Genomic DNA, 21,860 nt, shown 5'->3' with positions numbered 1-21,860 from the left:
ACGCAGGCGGGTGGACAGTGGTCGGCCCGGCTGCCCGCGCGGGATCGACTCGGGTATACTCGCCGGCTTTTCCGAAGTTTTACCTGCGAGTGCCGTCAGCCATGGAAATCAACCCGATCCTTAATGCCATCAAGGACCTGTCCGAGCGCACCCAGACTATTCGGGGGTATCTTTGACTACGATCACAAGCATGATCGTCTCGTCGAAGTAAACCGCGAACTCGAAGACCCGAGCGTCTGGAACAACCCCGAGTACGCCCAGAATCTGGGCCGTGAGCGTGCCTCCCTGGCGCTGATCGTCGACACCCTCGACGACCTGCACAGCAGCCTCGCCGACTCGCGCGACCTGCTCGAAATGGCCGCCGAAGAGAACGACGAAGGCGCCGTCAGCGACATCGTCAGTGAAGTCGAGCGCCTGCGCGGCATCCTCGAGAAGCTGGAATTCCGCCGCATGTTCAGCGGCGAGATGGACGCGAACAACGCCTACCTCGATATCCAGGCCGGTTCCGGCGGCACCGAGGCCCAGGACTGGGCCAACATCCTGCTGCGCATGTACCTGCGCTGGGCCGACAAGCGCGGCTTCAGTGCCGAGATCGTCGAATTGTCCGAGGGCGAGGTTGCCGGTATCAAGGGCGCCACCGTGCACATCAAGGGCGAGTACGCCTTTGGCTGGCTGCGCACCGAAATCGGCGTGCACCGCCTGGTACGCAAAAGCCCGTTCGACTCCGGCGCCCGTCGCCACACCTCGTTCTCCGCGGTGTTCGTGTCGCCCGAGATCGACGACAAGGTCGAGATCGACATCAACCCGGCCGATCTGCGCATCGACACTTACCGCTCCTCCGGTGCGGGTGGTCAGCACGTCAACACCACCGACTCGGCAGTACGTATCACCCACGTACCGACCAACACCGTGGTAGCGTGCCAGAACGAACGTTCCCAGCACGCCAACAAGGACACCGCCATGAAAATGCTGCGGGCCCGGTTGTACGAGCAGGAAATGCAGAAGCGTAACGCCGCGTCCCAGGCGCTGGAAGACACCAAGTCGGATATCGGCTGGGGCCACCAGATCCGCTCCTACGTGCTCGATGACTCGCGCATCAAGGATCTGCGGACCGGCGTCGAGCGTAGCGACTGCCAGAAGGTCCTCGACGGCGACCTCGACCAGTACCTCGAGGCCAGCCTCAAGCAAGGCCTGTAATACCTTTCGATTCCGCTCTCCAGAGGAGGGCGGCAACGACACCGTGACGGAAACCGATGACCATGAGCGATCAACAACTCGACCAGAACGAACTGCAACAGGAAGAAAACAAGCTGATTGCCCAGCGCAAAGAAAAGCTTGCTGCCATCCGTGAGCAGGGCAACGCCTTCCCCAACGACTTCCGCCGCGACAACTACTGCGCCGACCTGCAGAAACAGTACGTCGACAAGAGCAAGGAAGAGCTGGAAGCCGCTGCCATTCCGGTCAAGGTTGCCGGGCGCATCATGCTCAACCGTGGCTCGTTCATGGTGATCCAGGACATGACCGGGCGCATCCAGGTCTACGTCAACCGCAAGACCCTCTCGGAAGAAACCCTGGCCGCGGTAAAAACCTGGGACATGGGCGACATCATCTCCGCCGAAGGCACCCTGGCCCGTTCCGGCAAGGGCGACCTGTACGTCGAGATGACCAACGTGCGCCTGCTGACCAAGTCGCTGCGCCCGCTGCCGGACAAGCACCACGGCCTGTCCGACACCGAACAGCGCTATCGCCAGCGCTACGTCGACCTGATCGTCAACGAAGACGTGCGTCAGACCTTCCGCGTGCGTTCGCAAGTGATCGCCCACATTCGCAGCTTCCTCATGCAGCGCGATTTCCTCGAAGTCGAAACGCCAATGCTGCAGACCATTCCGGGTGGCGCTGCGGCCAAGCCGTTCGAGACCCACCACAACGCCCTGGACATGCAGATGTTCCTGCGTATCGCCCCGGAGCTGTACCTCAAGCGCCTGGTGGTCGGTGGCTTCGAGAAGGTCTTCGAGATCAACCGCAACTTCCGTAACGAGGGCGTCTCGACCCGGCACAACCCCGAGTTCACCATGCTCGAGTTCTACCAGGCCTACGCCGACTACGAAGACAACATGGACCTGACCGAGGAACTGTTCCGCGAGCTGGCCCAGCTGGTGCTCGGCACCACCGACGTGCCGTACGGCGACAAGGTGTTCCACTTCGGCGAGCCGTTCGCGCGCCTGTCGGTGTTCGACTCGATCCTCAAGTACAACCCGGACATCAGCGCCGCCGACCTCAATGACATCGACCGCGCCCGCGAAATCGCCAAGAAAGCCGGCGCCAAGGTGCTCGGCTTCGAAGGCCTGGGCAAGCTGCAGGTGATGATTTTCGAAGAGCTGGTCGAGCACAAGCTGGAGCAGCCGCACTTCATCACCCGCTACCCGTTCGAAGTCTCGCCGTTGGCCCGTCGCAGCGATGACGATCCGAGCGTCACCGACCGTTTCGAGCTGTTCATCGGTGGCCGCGAGATCGCCAATGCCTATTCCGAGTTGAACGACGCGGAAGACCAGGCCGAGCGCTTCATGCAGCAGGTGGCCGATAAGGATGCCGGCGACGACGAAGCCATGCACTACGATGCCGACTTCGTTCGTGCCCTGGAGTACGGCATGCCGCCGACTGCGGGCGAGGGTATCGGTATCGACCGCCTGGTCATGCTGCTGACCAACTCGCCATCGATCCGTGATGTGATCCTGTTCCCGCATATGCGTCCACAGGCTTGATCAGTCTGCCCTGAGCGGGCAGCCTCGCGGATTCTGTGACATGGCAAAGGGCCACCTTTGCCATGTCCGTAGTGAAAAGAGCTGGTTTACTGCTGTAGGCCCTGTTTTCAGCCTTGGAACCTGCTCACGACGCCCTGACTGTGGCCATGCGGGGTTAAAGCTGCTCTCGGAATGCACATTCGCAACTCGTAGACCCGAGTGCGGGGCCGTGTGTTCCTCGATCACTTTTCCTTGTCTGGTTTCGATTCAGGTGATCGTGAACAGGTCCTTCGTCCCAGTGAGGAAAGACTGTGAGCCTTGTGTCTGTTAGGGAATGTCCGGCCAGCCTGGCCAGCGAACTCTCCGAAAATGTGCAGTATCAGGGCCGCAAGCCCAGCCGCCAGGGCAGCGAACAACGCCGCCTGAGCATCCTCGAAGCGACCTTGCGCATCATCGTGCGCGAGGGCATGCGCGGCGTACGCCACCGCGCCGTTGCTGCCGAAGCCCGGGTGCCGCTCTCGGCCACCACCTATTACTTCAAAGACATCCAGGACCTGATCACCGACAGCTTCGCGCTGTTCGTCGAGCGCAGTTCGGCCAACCTGGCCGTGCTCTGGCAGGGGATCGAGGTCGAATTCCAGCGCCTCGCCGAGGCCTCGCGCCAGGATCCGCAGGCGCGTCAGAGGATCGTCGACCACACCATCGACCTGGCCGTGGAACATGTCGCGACCAAGGTGCGCAACAGCACCGCCGACGTATTGGCCGAGCTGGCATTCCGCCACGAGGCGCTGACCCACCCGGCGTTGCGCAAACTGGCCGAGGCCCATCAGCAGCTGCGTTTCCACTTTGCCGAGATGGCGCTGACCGCGATGGGATCGCAGGCGCCGGTAGAGGATGCGCGCGTGTTGACTACGCTTATTTTTCGGATGGAATATCATGCCGTCGTCGAGGGGGTGGAAGACCACGACATGCAGGGCCAGCGCGCCGTGCTGCGACGCTTCCTCAACCTGGTCGTCGGCATCTGATGAAATCCGCCCCGCTGTTGCGGGGCGTTTTGTATGCGAACGGTCGCCACTGCTGATTCAGCGAATCTCACAAGGAGTGCGTAATGAAAGCCTGGCGCGTTGCCGTAGCCTCTCTGGTCTGCCTGCTGCTCAGCGGCTGCCTGGTGACCTTCAAGGACCCGATTCCGGCCAACGAGGCGGCGCCGATGCCGCTGCTCGGCGACTGGGAGCGCCAGGACGAGTGGGGTGATCGGCAGTTTCTCAGCGTCAGCCGCGCCGGCTCCAACGTGTACAAGGCGCGCTCCTGGGGCGAGGACGAGGATACCCTCAAGGCCGAGGAGTACGGCTTCACCGTTGCCCACCATGGTCGCCGCTGGTACATCTCGGCCGGCCTGCCCAAGCGCCTGGGGGCGAATTTCGCGATTGCCGGCTTCGAGCTGACCAGCGACAACGAGCTGGTGATCTACAACCTCGACGTCGAGCGCGTGCTGCAGGAGGTCGGTGGCGGCACCCTGCAGGGTCAGGGCGTGGAAACCAGCGAGGGTGACGGCGTGCTGATCACCAGTCCGCTGGATCAGGTGTTCCGCTACCTGGACGATCAGGCCAATTCGGACGTGTTCATCGAGGTCGCGCGCTATCAGCGCAGCAGCGCTCAGTAACGGGGTGGGGAATGAGTAAAAGCAGGGCTCTCGACGGCTATCACGCCACCATCCGCACGCTCTCCGACCGCATCGTCGAGGCGCAGACGCCGATCCGCGTGCTCGACGCGATCAAGTGGGACGACAGCGTGCGCAAGGGCTTCCTCAAGGCCAAGGGCAAGGAAATGCCGGCGGTCGACCGCGCCTATTACGACAATCGCCCGCTGGCCTTCGACTCCTCGGCGAAGAAACTCGAATTCCAGAACATCGAGCGCGACATCACCCGCCAGCTCGGCCAGTTCAATCCGGTCGGGCAGATCATGCGGCGCATGTGCAAGGAATATCGCATGGTCATCCGCATGCTCGAAGCACGCGGCACGCCGGATTTCGGCCTGATCTCCCAGGAGCTCTACGGCGCCGCCTCGGATGCCTTCCATGCCGGTGACCCGACCCTCGCCGACCTCGGCCTGATGCTCTCCGACTACCTGAACAACATCGCCAGCCGCGGCGACCTCGAAGACGAGGCGAAGAACCTCACCGCCAAGGACGCCGTGGTATTGCTGCAGACCCGCCTTGCCGGGGTGTTCGGTGACGACACCATTCGCGTGTTCGAGTCCGACGGCATCGTCGCCGATGCCGCCGCCGGTGCCGACTACATCAAGGTGCGTGCCGACGCCATGTTCAACGAGCGCGACGTGCGTGCATTGGAAGTGCATGAGGGTCTGGTGCATGTCGGCACCACGCTCAATGGCCTCAGCCAGCCGATCTGCACCTTCCTGGCCAAGGGCCCGCCCTCGTCGACGGTGACCCAGGAAGGCCTGGCGATCCTCATGGAGGTCATCGCCTTCGCCTCCTACCCGACGCGCCTGCGCAAGCTGACCAACCGCACCCGCGCCATCCACATGGCCGAGGAGGGCGCCGATTTCCTGCAGGTCTACGCCTTCTACCAGGAGCAGGGCTACGGCATGGCCGAGAGCTACGGCAACGCCAGCCGGGTATTCCGCGGCTCGACGCCGACCGGCCTGCCATTCACCAAGGACTTGTCCTACCTCAAGGGTTTCATCCTCATCTACAACTACATTCAGCTGGCCGTGCGCAAAGGCAAGCTGGAGCAGATCCCGCTGCTGTTCTGCGGCAAGACCACCCTGGAAGACATGCGCACGCTGCGCCAGCTGGTCGACGAGGGACTGGTAACGCCGCCCAAGTACCTGCCGCCGCAGTTCCGCGACCTCAATGCGCTGTCGGCATGGATGTGCTTCTCCAACTTCCTCAATCACCTGAGTCTCGACCGCATCGAGGCGGACTACGCCAACATTCTCTGATGCGCGCGCCGTGTCACCCGTAGAACCAGCTGGCTGGCGATCATCCGCTTCTCGAGCGAACCGATCGCCAGCCAGCTGGCTCCTACAGTGGCCCTACGTTTTTCATGGAGCCTGCGATGCCCAGCCATACATTCGACGAGATTCTCGGCGCATCGGCGCAGACCGTGGACGTCATCCTCGATCCGGACGAGGCGGTAATCGGCGAGGCCGGGATGAGCGAGGGCCTGCGTTTCGATATGGGTATGGAGGAGTAGATGATGTTGCGGCGCTTGGTAGTGCTGATTTGCGGCCTACTGTTGAGTGGCTGCAGCTCGCTGCTGTTCTACCCCGAGCGCGAGCTGCCGGTCACCCCGGCTGCCGCCGAACTGGCCTACCGCGATATCTACCTGACCACCGCCGATGGCGTACGCCTGCATGCCTGGTGGCTGCCGGCCAAACCGGGCGTGGCGGTCAAGGGCACGGTGCTGCATCTGCACGGCAATGGCGGCAACGTCGCCTCGCACCTCGGTGGCAGCTACTGGCTGCCGGAGCAGGGCTATCAGGTGTTGCTGCTCGATTACCGCGGCTACGGCCTGTCGGGTGGTGCGCCAGGTCTGCCGGCGGTGTACGCCGATATCGATGCGGCGTTCGCCTGGCTCGACCAGGCGCCGGAGGTGCAGGGTACGCCGCTGACGGTGCTCGGGCAGAGCCTCGGCGGTGCGCTGGCCGTGCATTACCTGGCCGAGCACCAGGCGCGGCGTGAGCGCCTGCATGCGCTGGTGCTCGATGGCGTGCCGGCCAGCTACCGTGATGTAGCGCGGCATGTCCTGAGCGGCAGTTGGGCGACCCGCTGGCTGCGTGTGCCGCTGTCCTGGCTGGTGCCCGACGCCGACAGTGCGATCCATTCGATGCCGCGCCTGCTCGGTCTGCCGGTGCTGATCTACCACAGCATCGACGATCAGCAGGTGCCGCTTGCCAATGGCGTGAGTCTGTATCAGGCTGCGCCGCCTCCCCGGGCGTTCCAGCCGACCCGTGGCGGGCATGTGCAGACCTTCGCCGATCCGGTTTGGCGCGAGGTGATGCTGCGCTACCTCGATGACCCCACGGGCTTCGTCGGGCTGCGCCGGCTGGTCGAAATCCCCAACCCCGACAGTCCCCAGTAAGTGAAGAACGCCATGAGTGAACAACGCAACGCCATTCCCCTGATCCTCACCGGTATCGCCAGCGTCATCGGCACCGTGCTGGTGCTCTGGTACTACGGCTACGTCCACTTCGCCAAGGAGGAGGATGCCCTGCTGCTGGCCGAGTTCACCATGCTCAAGACCGTCCCGGGCGAAGACTACAAGATGTCGCTGAAGCCGGCTCGCCAGGTGGCGCAGTGCTTCGATGGCATTCTCGTGCTGTTCGACACCGAGCAGAAGGGCCTTACCGGCGTGCTGGTCGACGACAAGAAGCAGGCCGTGCGCTGCATGGGTCAGGAAACCCCGCGTCGGTCCGTGCCGCGCCAATTGCCGCGCCCATGAAAAAGCCCGCTGAAAAGCGGGCTTTTTCGTTGCGACGCGCTTACAGGGCGCGTGGTGCGACCGGGCCAGGGCCGCTGGCGATGGTCACTTCAACGCGGCGGTTGAGCGTGCGCGTATCGGCCGTGGCGTTGCTGGCTACCGGGTAGTCCTTGCCGAAACCGTGGGTGGTGATGCGGGTCGGCGACACGCCCATGGCCACCAGCGCGCTGCGCACCGAGTCGGCGCGTGCCTGGGACAGGCGCAGGTTGTGATCGACGGTACCGGTGTTGTCGGTGAAGCCTTCCACCACCACTTGGCGATCCGGGTTCTGCAGCAGGTAGTTGCCCAGTTGCTGGACATTCTGCATGCCGGCAGCGGTCAGCTCGGCACGGTCGATGGCGAACAGCACGTCACCCAGGGTAACGACCGCGCCACGCTCGGTCTGCTTGGCCTGCAGCTTCTGCAGGAGGATGTCGACCTGCTGGTTGCGGGCATCCAGCTGTGCCTGGGTGCGCTGAGCCGGCGCGTTGGCCAGGCTGGCTTCGGCAGCCTTCTGCATGATGGTCTGGCGGGCGACTTCCACGCGCTGGTTGGTGATGTAGGCCAGGTGGTCGACCTGCACGGTGTCCTGGTGCGCGTCGTAGGCCTGCTCGGCGCGCGACAGCATGTCGGCAGCTTCGCGGGTTTCCAGCGCGGCGTGGGTGCTGGCCTGTGGCTCGGATTGCAGCTCGGCGTAGTTGGCGCGCGCCTGCTCCAGGTTCGGGTTGGGCTTGGCGGCGCAGGCCACCAGGGCCAGGCTGAGCACGGAAAGGGCGGGAATAGCGATCAACTTGTTCATGTCGGGATCATCCTTATCGATTCGAAGTCAGGCGGGCGTGGGTCACTGCACGATGATCGGAGTGCGTGAGCCTTCCTCGCGGATCTGCTGAACCCCTTGTTGGGCGTCCTGCAGGGTCTTCTGCGCCTTCAGCGCATGAGCCTTGCGTTCGGCGACGCGGGCATCCCACTCGGCCTGTTCGGCCAGGCGGCGAGCCTGTTCGTACTCATGGTCCTCGAGGAGGGTTTCGGCCTGACGCAGCTTGTCCTGCGCGGACTTCATCTCGACTGGCGCGTATTCCGGGCCACCGGCGCTGACCGCGCTTTTCACCACGGTGTTGGTGACGGCGAACTGCTCGGTGGGCGGGGTGCCTGCGCAACCGGCCAGCAGTACGCTACCGCTTACCGCCAGGGCTGCCAGAAGTGTTCTGGGAAGGGTTACAGCTGGGCGTGTCTTCATGATGTTCAGCTCCATTGGATTTAAGTCCTCGGCGTCGCATTGCCCGATGGCAATTCTCCCGATGGGCGCCTGTTTGCCGTTTTTCGACGAAGAAATTCGTGTTTTTGCGGCTCTTGCATTGCGCCCGCTTGCCCTTTTGTGACTCGGCGCTTTTTGCGAATGTTCAACAAAATTTACAGATTGACGCTGCGAACCAGGCGACGAGCGGGTTGTGGCCGGTCACGGCGCTGTTCGTCAGGGCGAAAAAAAGCCCCCGGGATTGGGGGCTTTGGCGGTCACGCGAACAGGCTAGTGATTGGTACTTTCGCGCTGCTCGGTGAGCTGGTGCAGGTACTTGCGTGACAGGGCGAGAAAGCGCGGCGTGGGACCGATGTCTTCGTAGAGCGGATCGCCCTGTTCATCGGTGGCCACCACCTGGCTGCCCTTGACGTAGGGGAAGCTGGCCTCGAGCTCCTCGAGCGCGGTGCCGACCAGCTCACCGAGCAATTCCTCGACACTGCGCTTGGGGTACATCTCGGCCAGCGCGGCCAGGCGCGCTGCCGCTTCCAGGTCCAGGTGGATGCTGTACTCGTTACGCGTCAGGCGACCTTTGGCGTTCTGCTCCCAATGGCGAACAAGTTCTCGGATCTTCATAAACACCTCTGAAATGCCCACTCGTGGCAGGCGGTTGCACATTCCGGCGAACCGGCCGGCAGACGAACGCTTTTGGCACCCGTATCGTCCAGCCTAGTCTCTACTGACCGCAGCAGGCGCGGTTTGTCGTGCGCTTGTAAGAAAGGGTCGCGCTGTGCAAGCTGAGGGCTCTATCTCCGGCGGAGAACCCGATCATGGCTGAAATCGATGCGCGCTTGCGCGAAGACGTCCACCTGTTGGGCGAATTGCTCGGCAATACCATCCGCACCCAGCACGGTGACGCCTTCGTCGACCGTATCGAGCTGATCCGCACCGGCTCCAAGGCCGGGCGCAAGGGCTCGGCGGCGGGCGAGCAGCAGTTGCGCGACAACCTCGCCGCGCTCGGTGATGACGAGATGCTGCCGGTGGCGCGGGCGTTCAACCAGTTCCTCAACCTGGCCAATATCGCCGAGCAGTACCACCGCATCCGCCGGCGGCCGGCGGGCGAGCCGGCGCCGTTCGAGAACCGTGTGCTCGCCGAGTTGCTGCAGCGGCTCAAGGCCGATGGTCATTCCGCCGAACAGCTGGCCCGCCAGCTCGCGCGCCTGGACATCGAGCTGGTGCTCACCGCGCACCCCACCGAGGTGGCGCGGCGCACACTGATCCAGAAGTACGACGCCATCGCCGCCCAGCTCGGCGCCCTCGATCACGCCGACCTCAATGGCGCCGAGCGCGAGCAGATCCGCCTGCGCCTGCAGCGCCTGATCGCCGAGGCCTGGCACACCGAGGAAATCCGCCGCAACCGGCCGAGCCCGGTGGACGAGGCCAAGTGGGGCTTCGCCGTGATCGAGCACTCGCTGTGGCAGGCCCTGCCGAGTTTCCTCCGCCGCGCCGACCAGGCGCTGCACGCGGCCACCGGCCTGCATCTGCCGCTCGGTGCAGCGCCGATCCGCTTCGCCTCGTGGATGGGCGGCGACCGCGACGGCAATCCCAATGTCACCGCCAAGGTGTCGCGCGAAGTCCTGCTGCTGGCGCGCTGGATGGCAGCCGACCTGTACCTGCGCGATGTCGATCGGCTGGCCGCGGAGCTGTCCATGCAGCAGGCCAGCGACGAGCTGCGACGGGTTGTCGGGGTGCATCCGGAACCCTACCGCGCGGTGCTCAAGCAGTTGCGCGAACGCCTGCGTGCCACCCGTGCCTGGGCCCAGGCGGCACTGGATGACGATGTGGCGCCGGATGCCGCCGTGCTGCACGACAACCGCGACCTGCTGGAGCCCCTGGAACTGTGCTACCAGTCCCTGCACGCCTGTGGCATGGGCGTGATCGCCGAGGGTGCGCTGCTCGATACGCTGCGCCGCGCGGCCGGTTTCGGCCTGTTCCTGGTGCGTCTGGATGTGCGCCAGGATGCCGCTCGGCATGCGGCCGCCCTGACCGAGATCACTGACTTCCTCGGCCTCGGCCGCTACGAGGACTGGGACGAGGCCGCCCGCCAGACCTTCCTCCTGCGCGAGCTGGACAACCGTCGCCCGCTCCTGCCGACGCATCACCGCCCATCGGCCGACACCGCCGAGGTGCTGGCCACCTGCAAGGTGGTCGCCCAGGCGCCGGAGGCGTCGCTCGGCTCCTATGTGATATCCATGGCCGGTGCGCCCTCCGACGTGCTCGCCGTGCAGCTGCTGCTCAAGGAGGCCGGGCTGCAGCGGCCGATTCGCGTGGTGCCGCTGTTCGAGACCCTGGCCGATCTGGACAACGCCGGTCCGGCCATCGACCAGCTGCTCGGCCTGCACGGCTACCGCGCACGCCTGCACGGCCCGCAGGAAGTGATGATCGGCTATTCCGACTCCGCCAAGGATGCCGGCACCCTGGCCGCCGCCTGGGCGCAGTACCGCGCCCAGGAGACCCTAGTCGAGATCTGCCGCAAACACGAGGTCGAGCTGCTGCTGTTCCACGGTCGCGGTGGCACGGTCGGCCGTGGTGGCGGCCCGGCGCACGCGGCGATCCTCTCGCAGCCGCCGGGCTCGGTGGCGGGGCGCTTTCGCACCACCGAGCAGGGCGAGATGATCCGCTTCAAGTTCGGCCTGCCGGACCTGGCCGAACAGAACCTCAACCTGTACCTGGCCGCCGTGCTGGAGGCCACGCTGCAACCACCGCCTGTACCGCAGCCAGCCTGGCGTGAGGCCATGGATACACTGGCGGCCGACGGTGTCGCGGCCTACCGCGCCGTGGTGCGGGAAAACCCGCAGTTCGTCGAGTACTTCCGCCAAGCCACGCCCGAGCAGGAACTGGGCCGCCTGCCGCTGGGCAGTCGCCCGGCCAAGCGTCGCGCCGGTGGGGTGGAGAGTCTGCGGGCGATCCCGTGGATCTTCGCCTGGACCCAGACCCGCCTGATGCTGCCAGCCTGGCTGGGCTGAGAAACCGCGCTGGGCAACGCGCTGCAGCGTGGCGAACAGGGCCTGCTGGAGCAGATGCGCGAGCAGTGGCCGTTCTTCCGCACGCGCATCGACATGCTGGAGATGGTCCTCGCCAAAGCGGACGCCACCATTGCCACCCTGTACGACGAACGACTGGTCGGCGACCCCCTGCGACCACTGGGTGCGCACCTACGCGACCTATTGTCGCAGGCTTCTACTATCGTACTGGGTCTGACCGGTCAGTCCGAGCTGCTCACCCACAGTCCGGAGACCCGCGAAGCGATCACCGTGCGCAACATCTACCTGGACCCCCTGCACCTGCTCCAGGCCGAGCTGCTGGCCCGTTCCAGGCTGCGCGAGGACCCTGCGCAGAGCCCATTGGAGCAGGCCTTGCTGGTCACCGTGGCGGGGATCGCGGCAGGCCTGCGCAACACCGGTTGAGGCCCCGAAATCTCCGACTTTCGGTGGCTTGTGTGGCTGGGGGCTGCTGTGTATCTTGGTCAACCTTTTGGCCGCTCAGTGACGCCGAAACACGAATAGCGAGATTGGCCCCATGAGGCGAATCCGACGATTTCTAGTCATTTATTGAGGAGCACATCGATGCGCGTGATTCTGCTGGGGGCGCCCGGTGCCGGCAAAGGTACCCAGGCTGGTTTCATTACCAAAAAATTCGGTATTCCGCAGATCTCCACTGGCGACATGCTGCGCGCAGCGGTCAAGGCCGGCACCGAGCTGGGCCTGAAGGCCAAGAGCGTGATGGACAGCGGTGGCCTGGTCTCCGACGACCTGATCATCAATCTGGTCAAGGAGCGCATCGCTCAGCCCGACTGTGCAAAGGGTTTCCTCTTCGACGGTTTCCCGCGCACCATCCCGCAGGCTGAGGCCCTCAAGGAAGCTGGCGTGATCATCGACAACGTGGTCGAGATCGCCGTGGACGACGAGGAAATCGTCGGCCGCATCGCCGGTCGTCGTGTGCACCCGGCTTCCGGCCGCGTCTACCACACCGAGCACAACCCGCCGAAAGTGGCTGGCAAGGACGATGAGACCGGCGACGAGCTGATCCAGCGCGACGATGACAAGGAGGAGACCGTGCGTCACCGCCTGTCCGTCTACCACTCGCAGACCAAGCCGCTGGTGGACTTCTACCAGAAGCTTTCGGCCGCCGAAGGCACGCCGAAGTACAGTGCCATCGCTGGCGTCGGCAGCGTCGACGAAATTACCGCCAAGGTTCTGGCTGCACTCAGCTAAGCCTCCCGCGGTTCGACCAACGGCCCGCTTGCGGGCCGTTGGCGTTTATACTGCGCGCCTTTTTCTGCACGACCGGACTTCCCGATGAGCACTCTGCTGGCCCTGGATACCGCTACCGAAGCCTGCTCGGTCGCCCTGCTGCACGACGGCAAAGTGATCAGTCACTACGAAGTGATTCCGCGCCTGCACGCCCAGCGCCTGCTGCCGATGATCCACACCCTGCTTGGCGAGGCCGGTGTGCCGTTGTCGGCGCTGGATGGGATCGCCTTCGGTCGTGGTCCTGGCGCCTTCACCGGCGTGCGCATCGCCATTGGCGTGGTTCAGGGCCTGGCCTTTGCCCTGGATCGCCCGGTGCTGCCGGTGTCCAACCTCGCCGTGCTGGCGCAGCGTGCCCTGCGTGAGCAGGGTGCGCAGCAGGTGGCCGCGGCCATCGATGCGCGAATGGACGAGGTGTACTGGGGCTGCTACCGGGCCGAGCAGGGGGAAATGCGCCTGCAGGGCATCGAAGCCGTGCTGCCGCCAGAGCAGGCCAGCCTGCCGCGTGGAGCTACCGGCGAGTGGTTCGGCGCCGGAACTGGTTGGGGTACATTTGCCTCGCGCCTGGTCGCGGTGAGCGGCCAGGACGGCGCCTTGCTACCACATGCCGAGGACCTGCTGAGCCTCGCCACATTCGCCTGGCAACGCGGTGAGGCGTTGCCGGCGGATCAGGCGCAACCGGTGTACCTGCGTGATCAGGTGGCCACGCCCAAGGCCGCGCCTTAACCTTCCGTCCGGCCTGGCTCTGCGAAGAATTGCCAAGCGCGCGCTGCGCCGCTAAATTGCCAGCACGTAAACCGAGCAGTAACCGATGCGTATCGACGGCTTCACCTCCTCCTATTCGCTGGAACGCACCCCTCGTCCGGGCAGTGCGGTCACGCCTTATCGCGAGAGCCAGCGCGAGGTAGAGGAGCGCAACCAGCAACCGGCCCTGCCGGCCAGTACCCAGGGTTTCGAGCAGACCCCGCAGTTGCGTCGTGTGCAGCCCAACAATGCCAGCAGCGACAGCCTGCCAGCCCGCGCCCAGGACGTCCTCAGCCAGGAACGCCCACTCAACGCCAAGGCCAACATGGCATTGGCCGCCTACGGCAGCACTGCCAACTTCACCAGCGAGCGCGACGCCGCCGAAGTTCTCGGCCTCGACCTGTACGCCTGATTCCCTTGCTGCCTTATCACCTCGGCTGCCCGTCGTGGAGCGAGCAGGCCTGGCGCGGCACGCTCTATCCGCCATCCGTTCGTCCCGCTGAAACCCTTGGCCACTACGCCCGCATATTCAATGCGGTCGAGGGCAACACCACGTTCTATGCCCGTCCCAACGAAGACAGCGTGCGCCGCTGGGCGCAGCAGATGCCCGAGGGCTTTCGCTTCTGCGCCAAGTTGCCACGCGATGTCAGCCACGAAGGCGACCTGCGCGAGCAGCTTGCCGCCACCGCCGACTTTCTTCGTCTGCTCGCACCGCTAGGTTCCCGCGTGGCGCCGCTTTGGCTGCAGTTGCCGGCGAGTTTCGGCCCGGCGCGCCTGGGCGAGTTGCTGTTCTGGCTGGATGAGTTCGCCGACCGGGCGATCGCCGTCGAGCTGCGCCATCCGGCATTCTTCGCCAAGGGCGAGGAGGAGCGGCTGCTCAATCGCCACCTGCAGGCACGCGACGTCGAGCGCATCTGCCTGGATTCGCGCGCGTTGTTCAGCTGCGTATCCAGCGATCCCGCGGTGCTGCACGCGCAATCGAAGAAGCCGCGCCTGCCGACTCGTCCTGCGGCGTTCAGCGGCAGCCCGCAGGTGCGCTTCATCGGCGGGCCGGATCTGCAGGCCAACGAACCCTTCCTGTTGCCCTGGGTGAGCAAGGTCGCCGAGTGGATCGAGCAGGGCCTGAAGCCCTACGTAGTCCTGCACACGCCGGACAACAAGCTGGCTGCCGCCCAGGCCATGCGCTTCCATGCGCGGCTGGGCGAGCGCCTGCCTGGCCTGCCGGCGCTGCCAGAGCCTGAACTCCAGCGTGAGCAGCTCGGTCTGCTCTGAAGTACCCGGTAACGCATTCTGCGTGCCGACCCAGGCGCTCTGCGGCTAGGGTTTCCACTCATTTCCCGAGGAGTCTGCCGCGCGATGGCTGTTGTTCTGCGCCGGTTGTTCTGGCTGAGCCTGCTCGCCGTGCTGGTCGGTGTACCGATGGCGGTGTACCAGCAATGGCTGGATGTGCCGCGCCAGTGGAATCCCTGGGCGCCGCTCGATGTGCAGGACCCGCCGAGCCTGCTGACCGGTTTCAAACTGATGCGCCTGCAGCAGGATCCTGCGCTCTGTGTGCAGGCCTTGAGCAGCAGTTCGCTCACGTATGACCTGTTGCCTGACAGCACGCCGGCCGCCGACTGCCCGCTGGAAAACAGCGTGCGGGTGCGCGGCTCGGGTGTGAGCTTCAACAGCAGCTACCTGGCCACCTGCAAGCTGGCGGTGGCCTACGCACTGTTCGAACGCCACGGTCTGCAGCCGGCCGCGCAGGAGGTGTTCGGCCAGCCGGTGACGCGCATCGAGCACTTCGGCAGCTTTGCCTGCCGCAACATCGGTAACAGCCAGCGCCGCAGCCAGCATGCTTCGGCCAATGCCCTGGATATCGCGGGCTTTCGTCTGCGCGACGGCCAGCGCATCACCCTGGCGCGTGACTGGCAGGGCGAGGGCGATGAAGCGCGGTTCCTGCGCAAGGTGCGCGATGCTGCCTGCGAACACTTCAACATCACCCTGGGGCCGGAATACAACGCTGCCCACCACGATCATTTCCACGTCGACATGGGCATGTTTCGCCTGTGCCGCTAGCGGGTTGCCGGGGTGGCTGCGTTATTCGGTTCGTCGCTTTCGGGCGCAGGTTCCGGGCTGAGCAGCTGCGCGACACGGCCATAGGTGCCGGCCGCTTCGGTCTGTCGCAGGGCGATGCTGTGTTCGCTTAGCGTCTTGGTACGCGAGCGACCGACCTCGGGGCGAGTCAGCAGCAGGACTTCCAGTGCTGCTGCCTGGATTTCCGGCTCACCGACAGTACTGTCCACCAATGGCGCGCTGGCTGCGGCCAGATCGAGTAGCCAGGGATCGACCTTCTGCCCACGCCGGGGGCTGCTCACAGCCAGCTCCCAGGCGCGCTGGTCAAGGACCTGGCGGAAACTCTCCACCTGCCTGCCGGCTTCGGCCAGTTCCTCGCGGTGCGCCGGGTGCGCGAAACCTGGCGCCGCCGGTGTTTCCACGGCGGGTGCGGAGCTGGCAAGGCTGCGAGAAATGGACGGTGTATCGGACATGCTCAACTCGTGCTACCGACGCCGGCGGCGTCTGGCAAAATGGCGACCTATCCGGGTATCGGCCGCGTGCCGGCTGAATTGAACATTTTCGAGCGTATGTCTGATGAGTGATGAAGGGCTGCCAGCCACAATCCGTGTTGAAGCCCTGGCTCCTGCCTTTGCCGGCGCGGTGCAAGCCTGGGCGCGAAGGCTGGGGCTGCCGGTTGGCGGCGAGGCGCAGTTTGCCCTGCAGCTGGGCGATGCCGGCCTGCAACTGGCCGAACTGGGGCCGCAGGCGCCGGGGCCGGTGCGGGTGGATTTCGTCGAGGGTGCGGTGGCGCACCGGCGGCTGTTCGGGGGTGGCAGCGGACAGATGATTGCCAAGGCCGTCGGCATTCAGCCTGGCGTGCGGCCCGTGGTGTTGGACGCCACTGCCGGTCTTGGTCGTGATGCCTTCGTGCTGGCGAGCCTGGGCTGCACCGTGACGTTGATCGAGCGCCAGCCGATCATCGCCGCGCTGCTCGAAGATGGTCTGGAGCGCGCGCGCGGCGATTTTGAGGTGGCGCCCATCGCCACGCAGATGACTCTGCGCACCGGTAATGCCATCGAACTGATGGAGCGCTGGGAAGGCGAGGCGCCGCAGGTGATCTACCTGGACCCGATGTTCCCCCACCGCGACAAGAGCGCCCTGGTGAAGAAAGAGATGCGCCTGTTTCGCCCGCTGGTCGGTAACGACATGGACGCCCCGGCGCTGCTTCAGGCGGCTCTGGCGCTGGCCACGCACCGGGTGGTGGTCAAGCGCCCGCGCAAGGCGCCGATTGTCGACGGGCCCAAGCCCAGCTATGCGCTGGAAGGCAAGTCCAGCCGCTATGACATCTACCCGAAGAAGGCGCTCAAGCCCTGATCAGGGGCGGTAGGCGCGCAGGAACAGGCTGACGACATCCTGCACGTGGATGTCGGTCGCGGCGCTGGACGGTTGTTCGCCACAGCCGACCAGACGGCGGAAGTTGCAGCCGCCCTTGAGCAGGCTGAAGAAGTGCTCGGCGGCTCGCTGCGGTTGCTCGACCCGCAACTGGCCAAGCTGATCGGCCTGCTGCAGCAAGTGCTCCATGGCCAGCAGCATTTTCTGCGGGCCGGCTTCGTAGAACAGTTTGCCCAGCTCCGGGTTCTGCCCGGTCTGGGTCATCACCAGGCGCATCATCGCCACCGACTCGTCACTGTTGATCAGCGCATCGAAGCCGCGGCCGATGGCCAGCAGGGTACTGTCGATGGAGGCATCCGCGCGCAGCTCGAAGCGCAGGGGCGGCAGCTGTTCCTCGCACTTGGACTCCACCGCGCAGGCGAACAGCGTCTCCTTGTCGGTGAAGTGGCTGTACACCGTGAGTTTCGACACGCCAGCTTCCGCCGCGATGGCATCCATGCTGCTGCCTTCGTAGCCATTGCTCATGAATAGCCGCTTGGCGGCTTCGAGAATGGCCAGTCGCTTGGCAGGATCTTTCGGCCGTCCGGGGCCACTTTGAGGCTGTAACAGATTGTCGGACATTTCGCGTTTTTAATACTGGACTGGTGAGTTTGGTATTTTTACTATACCGCGCAGTATAAATATTCCAAACCTGCTTTTCGCGAAAGGTCATTCATCATGTTCCGCCATGCCCTGTCCCTCGCTGTGCCTCTGAGTCTGCTTACGTTGCTGGTTGCCTGCGGCAACGGCGAAACCGTCGAAGCGCCGGTCCGGCCGGTGATGGTGGTGCATCCGCTGCCTGCCGGCGATGCCATGGAGACCTACCCAGGCGAGGTGCGTGCCCGCTATGAGCCGGAGCTGGCGTTCCGCATCGGCGGCAAGATCAGCAAGCGCCTGGTCGATGCCGGGGCACGGGTGAAGAAGGACCAGCCACTGGCCGAGCTCGACCCCGAAGACGTCAAGCTGCAACTGGAAGCCGCCCGCGCCCAGGTCGCTGCGGCCCAGGCCAATCTGAAGCTGGTGCGCGCCGAGCGTGACCGTTACCAGAAACTGCTGGAGCGGCAGATGATCAGCCGCTCGCAGTTCGACAACGTGGAAAACCAGTACCGCTCCGGCGAAGCGCGGCTCAAGCAGATCCAGGCGGAATTCAACGTCGCCAACAACCAGGCCGGCTACTCGGTGCTGCGCGCCTCCCAGGATGGTGTGATCGCGCGGCGCCTGGCCGAGGTCGGGCAGGTGGTCGCGGCGGGGCAGACGGTGTTCACCCTGGCGGCCGACGGCGAGCGCGAAGTGCTGTTCAGCGTCTCCGAGCACGCCTTCGAGCGTTTCCGCATCGGCCAGGACGTCAGCGTCGAGCTGTGGTCGCAACCGGGCAAGCAATTCCCCGGACGCATCCGCGAGCTGTCGCCGGCTGCCGACGCGCAATCGCGCACCTTCGCCGCCCGTGTCTCCTTCACCGAGGGCGAAGTCCCGGCCGAACTCGGCCAGAGCGCCCGTGTGGCGATCAAGGCCGCTGGCGATGTGCCGCTGTCGGTGCCGATGTCGGCGCTGACCGCGGAGAAGGATGCGCCCTACGTGTGGGTCATCGACCCGCAGGAATCCAAGGTTGTGCGCACGCCGGTGCGCATTGGCCGCTATGGCCAGGAGCGCGTGTCGATTCTCGAAGGCCTGAAGGAGAGCGACTGGGTCGTTTCAGCAGGCGTGCAGATGCTGCTGGATGGACAGAAGGTCAAGCCGGTCGACCGCGACAATCGCAACGTCGACCTGGCCGTGAAGGAGTAAGCACATGTCCTTCAACCTGTCCGAATGGGCGCTGCGCAACCGCGCGATCGTGCTCTACCTGATGATCGTCATCGCCGTGGTCGGCGCCATGTCCTACACCAAGCTGGGGCAGAGCGAAGACCCGCCATTCACCTTCAAGGCCATGGTCGTGCGTACCGACTGGCCGGGCGCGACCGCCGAGGAAATGTCACGGCAGGTCACCGAGCGCATCGAGAAGAAGGTCATGGAGACCGGCGACTACCAGATGGTCATGTCCTATTCGCGTCCGGGCGAATCGGTGGTGACCTTCATGGCCCGCGACTCCATGCACTCCAAGGACATCCCCGAACTCTGGTACCAGTTGCGCAAGAAGGTCGGCGACATCCGCCACACCCTGCCGCCCAACGTGCGCGGGCCGTTCTTCAACGACGAGTTCGGCACCACCTTCGGCAACATCTACGCGCTGACCGGCGAGGGTTTCGACTACGCCGTGCTCAAGGACTACGCCGACCGCCTGCAGTTGCAGCTGCAACGGGTCAAGGACGTGGGCAAGGTCGAACTGCTCGGCCTGCAGGACGAGAAGATCTGGATCGAGCTGTCTAACGTCAAGCTGGCCACCCTCGGCCTGCCGCTGGCGGCCGTGCAGCAGGCGCTGGAAGAACAGAACGCGGTGGCGTCCTCGGGCTTCTTCGAGGCCACCACCGACCGCGTGCAGTTGCGCGTTTCCGGGCGCTTCGAGACCGTCGAACAGATCCGCAATTTCCCCATTCGTGTTGGCGACCGCACGTTCCGCATCGGTGACGTGGCCGAGGTGCAGCGCGGCTTCAACGATCCGCCCGCGCCGCGCATGCGCTTCATGGACCAGAGCGCGCTGGGCCTGGCCGTGTCGATGAAGAGCGGTGGCGACATCCTGGTTCTCGGCGAAGCGCTGGACAAGGAACTGGCCAACCTGCAGCAGACCCTGCCGCTGGGCATGGAGCTGCGCAAGGTTTCCGACCAGCCAGCCGCGGTGAAAACCGGCGTCGGTGAATTCGTCCGCGTGCTGGCGGAGGCGCTGATCATCGTCCTGCTGGTGAGCTTCTTCTCGCTGGGCATGCGCACCGGCCTGGTGGTGGCGCTGTCGATCCCGCTGGTATTGGCGATGACCTTTGCCCTGATGCACTACTTCGGCATCGGCCTGCACAAGATTTCCCTCGGCGCGCTGGTGCTGGCGCTGGGGCTGATGGTGGACGACGCAATCATTGCCGTGGAGATGATGGCGATCAAGATGGAGCAGGGTTACGACCGGCTCAAGGCGGCGAGTTTCGCCTGGACCAGCACAGCCTTCCCGATGCTCACCGGTACCCTGATCACCGCCGCCGGCTTCCTGCCGATCGCCACCGCGCAGTCCGGCACCGGCGAGTACACCCGCTCGATCTTCCAGGTGGTGACCATCGCCCTGGTGGTGTCCTGGATCGCCGCCGTGGTATTCGTGCCTTACCTGGGTGACCGGCTGCTGCCGGATCTGGCCAAGCAGCATGCGAAGAAACATGGCGGCACTGGCGCTCACGACCCGTACGCGACGACCTTCTACCAGACCGTGCGTGAGGTGGTGGAGTGGTGCGTACGCCATCGCCGCCTGGTGATCACCGTCACCATCGGCCTGTTCATCGCGTCCGTGGTGCTGTTCCGCTTCGTGCCGCAGCAGTTCTTCCCGGCCTCGGGTCGCCTGGAGCTGATGATCGACCTCAAGCTCACCGAAGGTTCGTCGCTCAAGGCCACCGAGGAGCAGGTCAAGCGCCTGGAGGCCAAGCTCAAGGGCCACAAGGGCATCGACAACTACGTGGCCTATGTCGGCACCGGTTCGCCGCGCTTCTACCTGCCGCTGGACCAGCAATTGCCCGCTACCCGTTTCGCCCAGTTCGTGGTGCTGACCAAGAGCATCAAGGACCGCGAAGAGGTGCGCAGCTGGTTGATCGACGTGATGAACGATGATTTCCCCACCGTTCGCAGCCGCGTGTCGCGCCTGGAAAACGGTCCGCCCGTGGGCTTCCCGATCCAGTTCCGCATCTCCGGCGAGCACATCGACGAGGTCCGAGCGATTGCCCGTGAAGTGGCCGGCAAGGTGCGCGAGAACCCGCACGTATCCAACGTGCACCTGAACTGGGAAGAGCCGAGCAAGGTGGTCTACCTGAACATCGACCAGGAGCGTGCCCGCGCCCTGGGTGTCAGCACCGCCGACGTGTCGAAGTTCCTGCAGAGTTCGTTGTCCGGTTCCAGTGTCAGCCAGTTCCGTGAAGGCAACGAGCTGATCGAGATCCTCCTGCGCGGCACTTCTCGCGAGCGTCAGGAGCTGGAGCTGCTGCCGAGCCTGTCTGTGCCGATCAGCAACGGCAAGAGCGTGGCGCTTTCGCAGATCGCCACCCTCGAATACGGCTTCGAGGAAGGTGTGATCTGGCACCGCGACCGCCTGCCGACCGTCACCGTGCTTGGCGACATCTACGGCAAGGAGCAGCCGGCCGGGTTGGTCAAGCAGATCATGCCGACCCTCGATCCGATCCGTGCCGAGCTGCCCAGCGGCTACCTGCTGGAAGTCGGCGGCACGGTGGAGGATTCCGGCCGTGGGCAGAAGTCGGTGGTCGCCGGTATTCCGCTGTTCGTCCTGGTGGTCATGACCCTGCTGGTGCTGCAGCTGAAGAGCATCTCGCGCTCGGTGATGGTGTTCCTCACCGCGCCGCTGGGGCTGATCGGCGTGACCCTGTTCCTGCTGGTGTTCCAGCAGCCGTTCGGCTTCGTCGCCATGCTCGGCACCATCGCCCTGTCGGGGATGATCATGCGCAACTCGGTGATCCTCATCGACCAGATCGAGCAGGACATCGCCGCCGGCCATGACCGCTGGCAGGCGGTGATCGAGGCCACCGTGCGGCGTTTCCGGCCTATCGTGCTCACCGCGTTGGCGGCCGTGCTGGCGATGATTCCGCTGTCGCGTAGTGTGTTCTTCGGGCCTATGGCGGTGGCGATCATGGGTGGCCTGATCGTCGCCACGGCGCTGACACTGCTGTTCCTGCCGGCGCTCTACGCTGCCTGGTTCCGGGTCAAGGAAGTGCGCCGCTAAAGTCGACCGATAAAAAAAGCCCGG

20 protein-coding genes and 2 pseudogenes are annotated in these 21,860 nt (G+C 64.9%); 17 read left to right on the top strand and 5 right to left on the bottom strand.

Annotated features, from left to right (window positions below; all coding sequences use genetic code 11):
- The first annotated feature begins 101 nt into the window (after nt 1–101).
- The 8 genes and pseudogenes from prfB to IB229_RS18890 all read left to right on the top strand — a co-directional run bounded on the left by prfB (nt 102) and on the right by IB229_RS18890 (nt 7,207).
- Nucleotides 102–1,197 (top strand): peptide chain release factor 2 gene (gene prfB, locus IB229_RS18925; protein WP_192331448.1). Its coding sequence is split into 2 segments (ribosomal slippage): nt 102–173 and nt 175–1,197, totalling 1,095 coding nucleotides; the frame shifts between segments, so codons are not numbered across the junction.
- Between the two features lie 62 nt (nt 1,198–1,259).
- Complete coding sequence (gene lysS, locus IB229_RS18920; RefSeq protein WP_192331447.1) at nt 1,260–2,762, top strand: lysine--tRNA ligase; 1,503 nt, start codon at nt 1,260–1,262, stop codon at nt 2,760–2,762.
- A 290-nt stretch (nt 2,763–3,052) separates the two neighbouring features.
- The gene (locus IB229_RS18915) at nt 3,053–3,766 is read left to right on the top strand and encodes a TetR/AcrR family transcriptional regulator (protein ID WP_192331446.1); all 714 of its coding nucleotides are present in this window, start codon (nt 3,053–3,055) and stop codon (nt 3,764–3,766) included.
- Nucleotides 3,767–3,849: 83 nt separating this feature from the next.
- Nucleotides 3,850–4,404 (top strand): hypothetical protein, encoded by a 555-nt coding sequence (locus tag IB229_RS18910; protein ID WP_192331445.1) that lies wholly within the window; start codon nt 3,850–3,852, stop codon nt 4,402–4,404.
- An 11-nt stretch (nt 4,405–4,415) separates the two neighbouring features.
- The gene (locus IB229_RS18905) at nt 4,416–5,705 is read left to right on the top strand and encodes a flavohemoglobin expression-modulating QEGLA motif protein (protein ID WP_192331444.1); all 1,290 of its coding nucleotides are present in this window, start codon (nt 4,416–4,418) and stop codon (nt 5,703–5,705) included.
- A 116-nt stretch (nt 5,706–5,821) separates the two neighbouring features.
- Nucleotides 5,822–5,950: pseudogene (locus IB229_RS18900) on the top strand (TIGR00266 family protein); the annotation flags it as partial.
- 9 nt (nt 5,951–5,959) lie between these two features.
- A complete protein-coding gene (locus IB229_RS18895) occupies nt 5,960–6,847 on the top strand; it encodes an alpha/beta hydrolase (protein WP_192331442.1) in 888 nt (295 codons plus the stop codon).
- Nucleotides 6,848–6,859: 12 nt separating this feature from the next.
- A complete protein-coding gene (locus IB229_RS18890; protein ID WP_192331441.1) occupies nt 6,860–7,207 on the top strand; it encodes a hypothetical protein in 348 nt (115 codons plus the stop codon).
- Nucleotides 7,208–7,247: 40 nt separating this feature from the next.
- Here IB229_RS18890 and IB229_RS18885 read toward each other — a convergent pair whose 3' ends face one another.
- From IB229_RS18885 to IB229_RS18875, 3 genes are all read right to left on the bottom strand, one after another.
- Nucleotides 7,248–8,024, bottom strand: coding sequence for an OmpA family protein (locus IB229_RS18885; protein ID WP_192331440.1), 777 nt, complete (start codon nt 8,022–8,024; stop codon nt 7,248–7,250).
- Between the two features lie 42 nt (nt 8,025–8,066).
- Nucleotides 8,067–8,477: a DUF4398 domain-containing protein gene (locus IB229_RS18880; protein WP_192331439.1), complete on the bottom strand. Its 411-nt coding sequence runs from the start codon at nt 8,475–8,477 to the stop codon at nt 8,067–8,069.
- Nucleotides 8,478–8,750: 273 nt separating this feature from the next.
- Complete coding sequence (locus IB229_RS18875) at nt 8,751–9,095, bottom strand: pilin assembly protein (RefSeq protein WP_192331438.1); 345 nt, start codon at nt 9,093–9,095, stop codon at nt 8,751–8,753.
- Nucleotides 9,096–9,289: 194 nt separating this feature from the next.
- On the opposite strand from IB229_RS18875, the pseudogene ppc reads away from it, so the two are divergent.
- The 6 genes and pseudogenes from ppc to IB229_RS18845 all read left to right on the top strand — a co-directional run bounded on the left by ppc (nt 9,290) and on the right by IB229_RS18845 (nt 15,571).
- A pseudogene (gene ppc / locus IB229_RS18870) lies at nt 9,290–11,926 on the top strand (phosphoenolpyruvate carboxylase).
- Between the two features lie 159 nt (nt 11,927–12,085).
- On the top strand, nt 12,086–12,733 hold the full coding sequence (gene adk / locus IB229_RS18865) for an adenylate kinase (RefSeq protein WP_192331437.1): 648 nt from the start codon (nt 12,086–12,088) through the stop codon (nt 12,731–12,733).
- Nucleotides 12,734–12,817: 84 nt separating this feature from the next.
- Nucleotides 12,818–13,495: a tRNA (adenosine(37)-N6)-threonylcarbamoyltransferase complex dimerization subunit type 1 TsaB gene (gene tsaB, locus IB229_RS18860; RefSeq protein WP_192331436.1), complete on the top strand. Its 678-nt coding sequence runs from the start codon at nt 12,818–12,820 to the stop codon at nt 13,493–13,495.
- Nucleotides 13,496–13,580: 85 nt separating this feature from the next.
- Complete coding sequence (locus IB229_RS18855; RefSeq protein WP_192331435.1) at nt 13,581–13,925, top strand: hypothetical protein; 345 nt, start codon at nt 13,581–13,583, stop codon at nt 13,923–13,925.
- Entirely contained in the window at nt 13,925–14,785 is an 861-nt protein-coding gene (locus IB229_RS18850; RefSeq protein WP_192331620.1) for a DUF72 domain-containing protein, read from the top strand. Before IB229_RS18855 ends, IB229_RS18850 begins: the two co-directional genes overlap by 1 nt.
- Before the next feature lie 84 nt (nt 14,786–14,869).
- A complete protein-coding gene (locus IB229_RS18845; protein ID WP_192331434.1) occupies nt 14,870–15,571 on the top strand; it encodes an extensin family protein in 702 nt (233 codons plus the stop codon).
- Here IB229_RS18845 and IB229_RS18840 read toward each other — a convergent pair.
- Nucleotides 15,568–16,041 carry a hypothetical protein gene (locus IB229_RS18840; RefSeq protein WP_192331433.1) on the bottom strand — a complete coding sequence of 158 codons (474 nt, stop codon included), beginning with the start codon at nt 16,039–16,041 and terminating at the stop codon, nt 15,568–15,570. The two genes, IB229_RS18845 and IB229_RS18840, sit on opposite strands and share 4 nt — an antisense overlap.
- A 103-nt stretch (nt 16,042–16,144) precedes the next feature.
- Here IB229_RS18840 and IB229_RS18835 point away from each other — a divergent pair, with 103 nt between their 5' ends.
- Nucleotides 16,145–16,924: a class I SAM-dependent methyltransferase gene (locus IB229_RS18835; RefSeq protein ID WP_192331432.1), complete on the top strand. Its 780-nt coding sequence runs from the start codon at nt 16,145–16,147 to the stop codon at nt 16,922–16,924.
- On the opposite strand, the gene IB229_RS18830 is transcribed toward IB229_RS18835, so the two are convergent.
- Nucleotides 16,925–17,563 (bottom strand): TetR/AcrR family transcriptional regulator, encoded by a 639-nt coding sequence (locus tag IB229_RS18830; protein WP_192331431.1) that lies wholly within the window; start codon nt 17,561–17,563, stop codon nt 16,925–16,927.
- 96 nt (nt 17,564–17,659) lie between these two features.
- On the opposite strand from IB229_RS18830, the gene IB229_RS18825 reads away from it, so the two are divergent.
- A complete protein-coding gene (locus IB229_RS18825; protein WP_192331430.1) occupies nt 17,660–18,763 on the top strand; it encodes an efflux RND transporter periplasmic adaptor subunit in 1,104 nt (367 codons plus the stop codon).
- 4 nt (nt 18,764–18,767) lie between these two features.
- Entirely contained in the window at nt 18,768–21,836 is a 3,069-nt protein-coding gene (locus IB229_RS18820; RefSeq protein ID WP_192331429.1) for an efflux RND transporter permease subunit, read from the top strand.
- The last annotated feature ends 24 nt before the right edge of the window (nt 21,837–21,860 follow it).

The sequence above is a fragment of the Pseudomonas sp. PDM14 genome (genome assembly GCF_014851905.1).
Classification (GTDB): Bacteria; Pseudomonadota; Gammaproteobacteria; order Pseudomonadales; family Pseudomonadaceae; genus Aquipseudomonas.
Note: the sequence above shows the minus strand (reverse complement) of the source record. Positions and strands in the feature narration are given on the sequence as shown.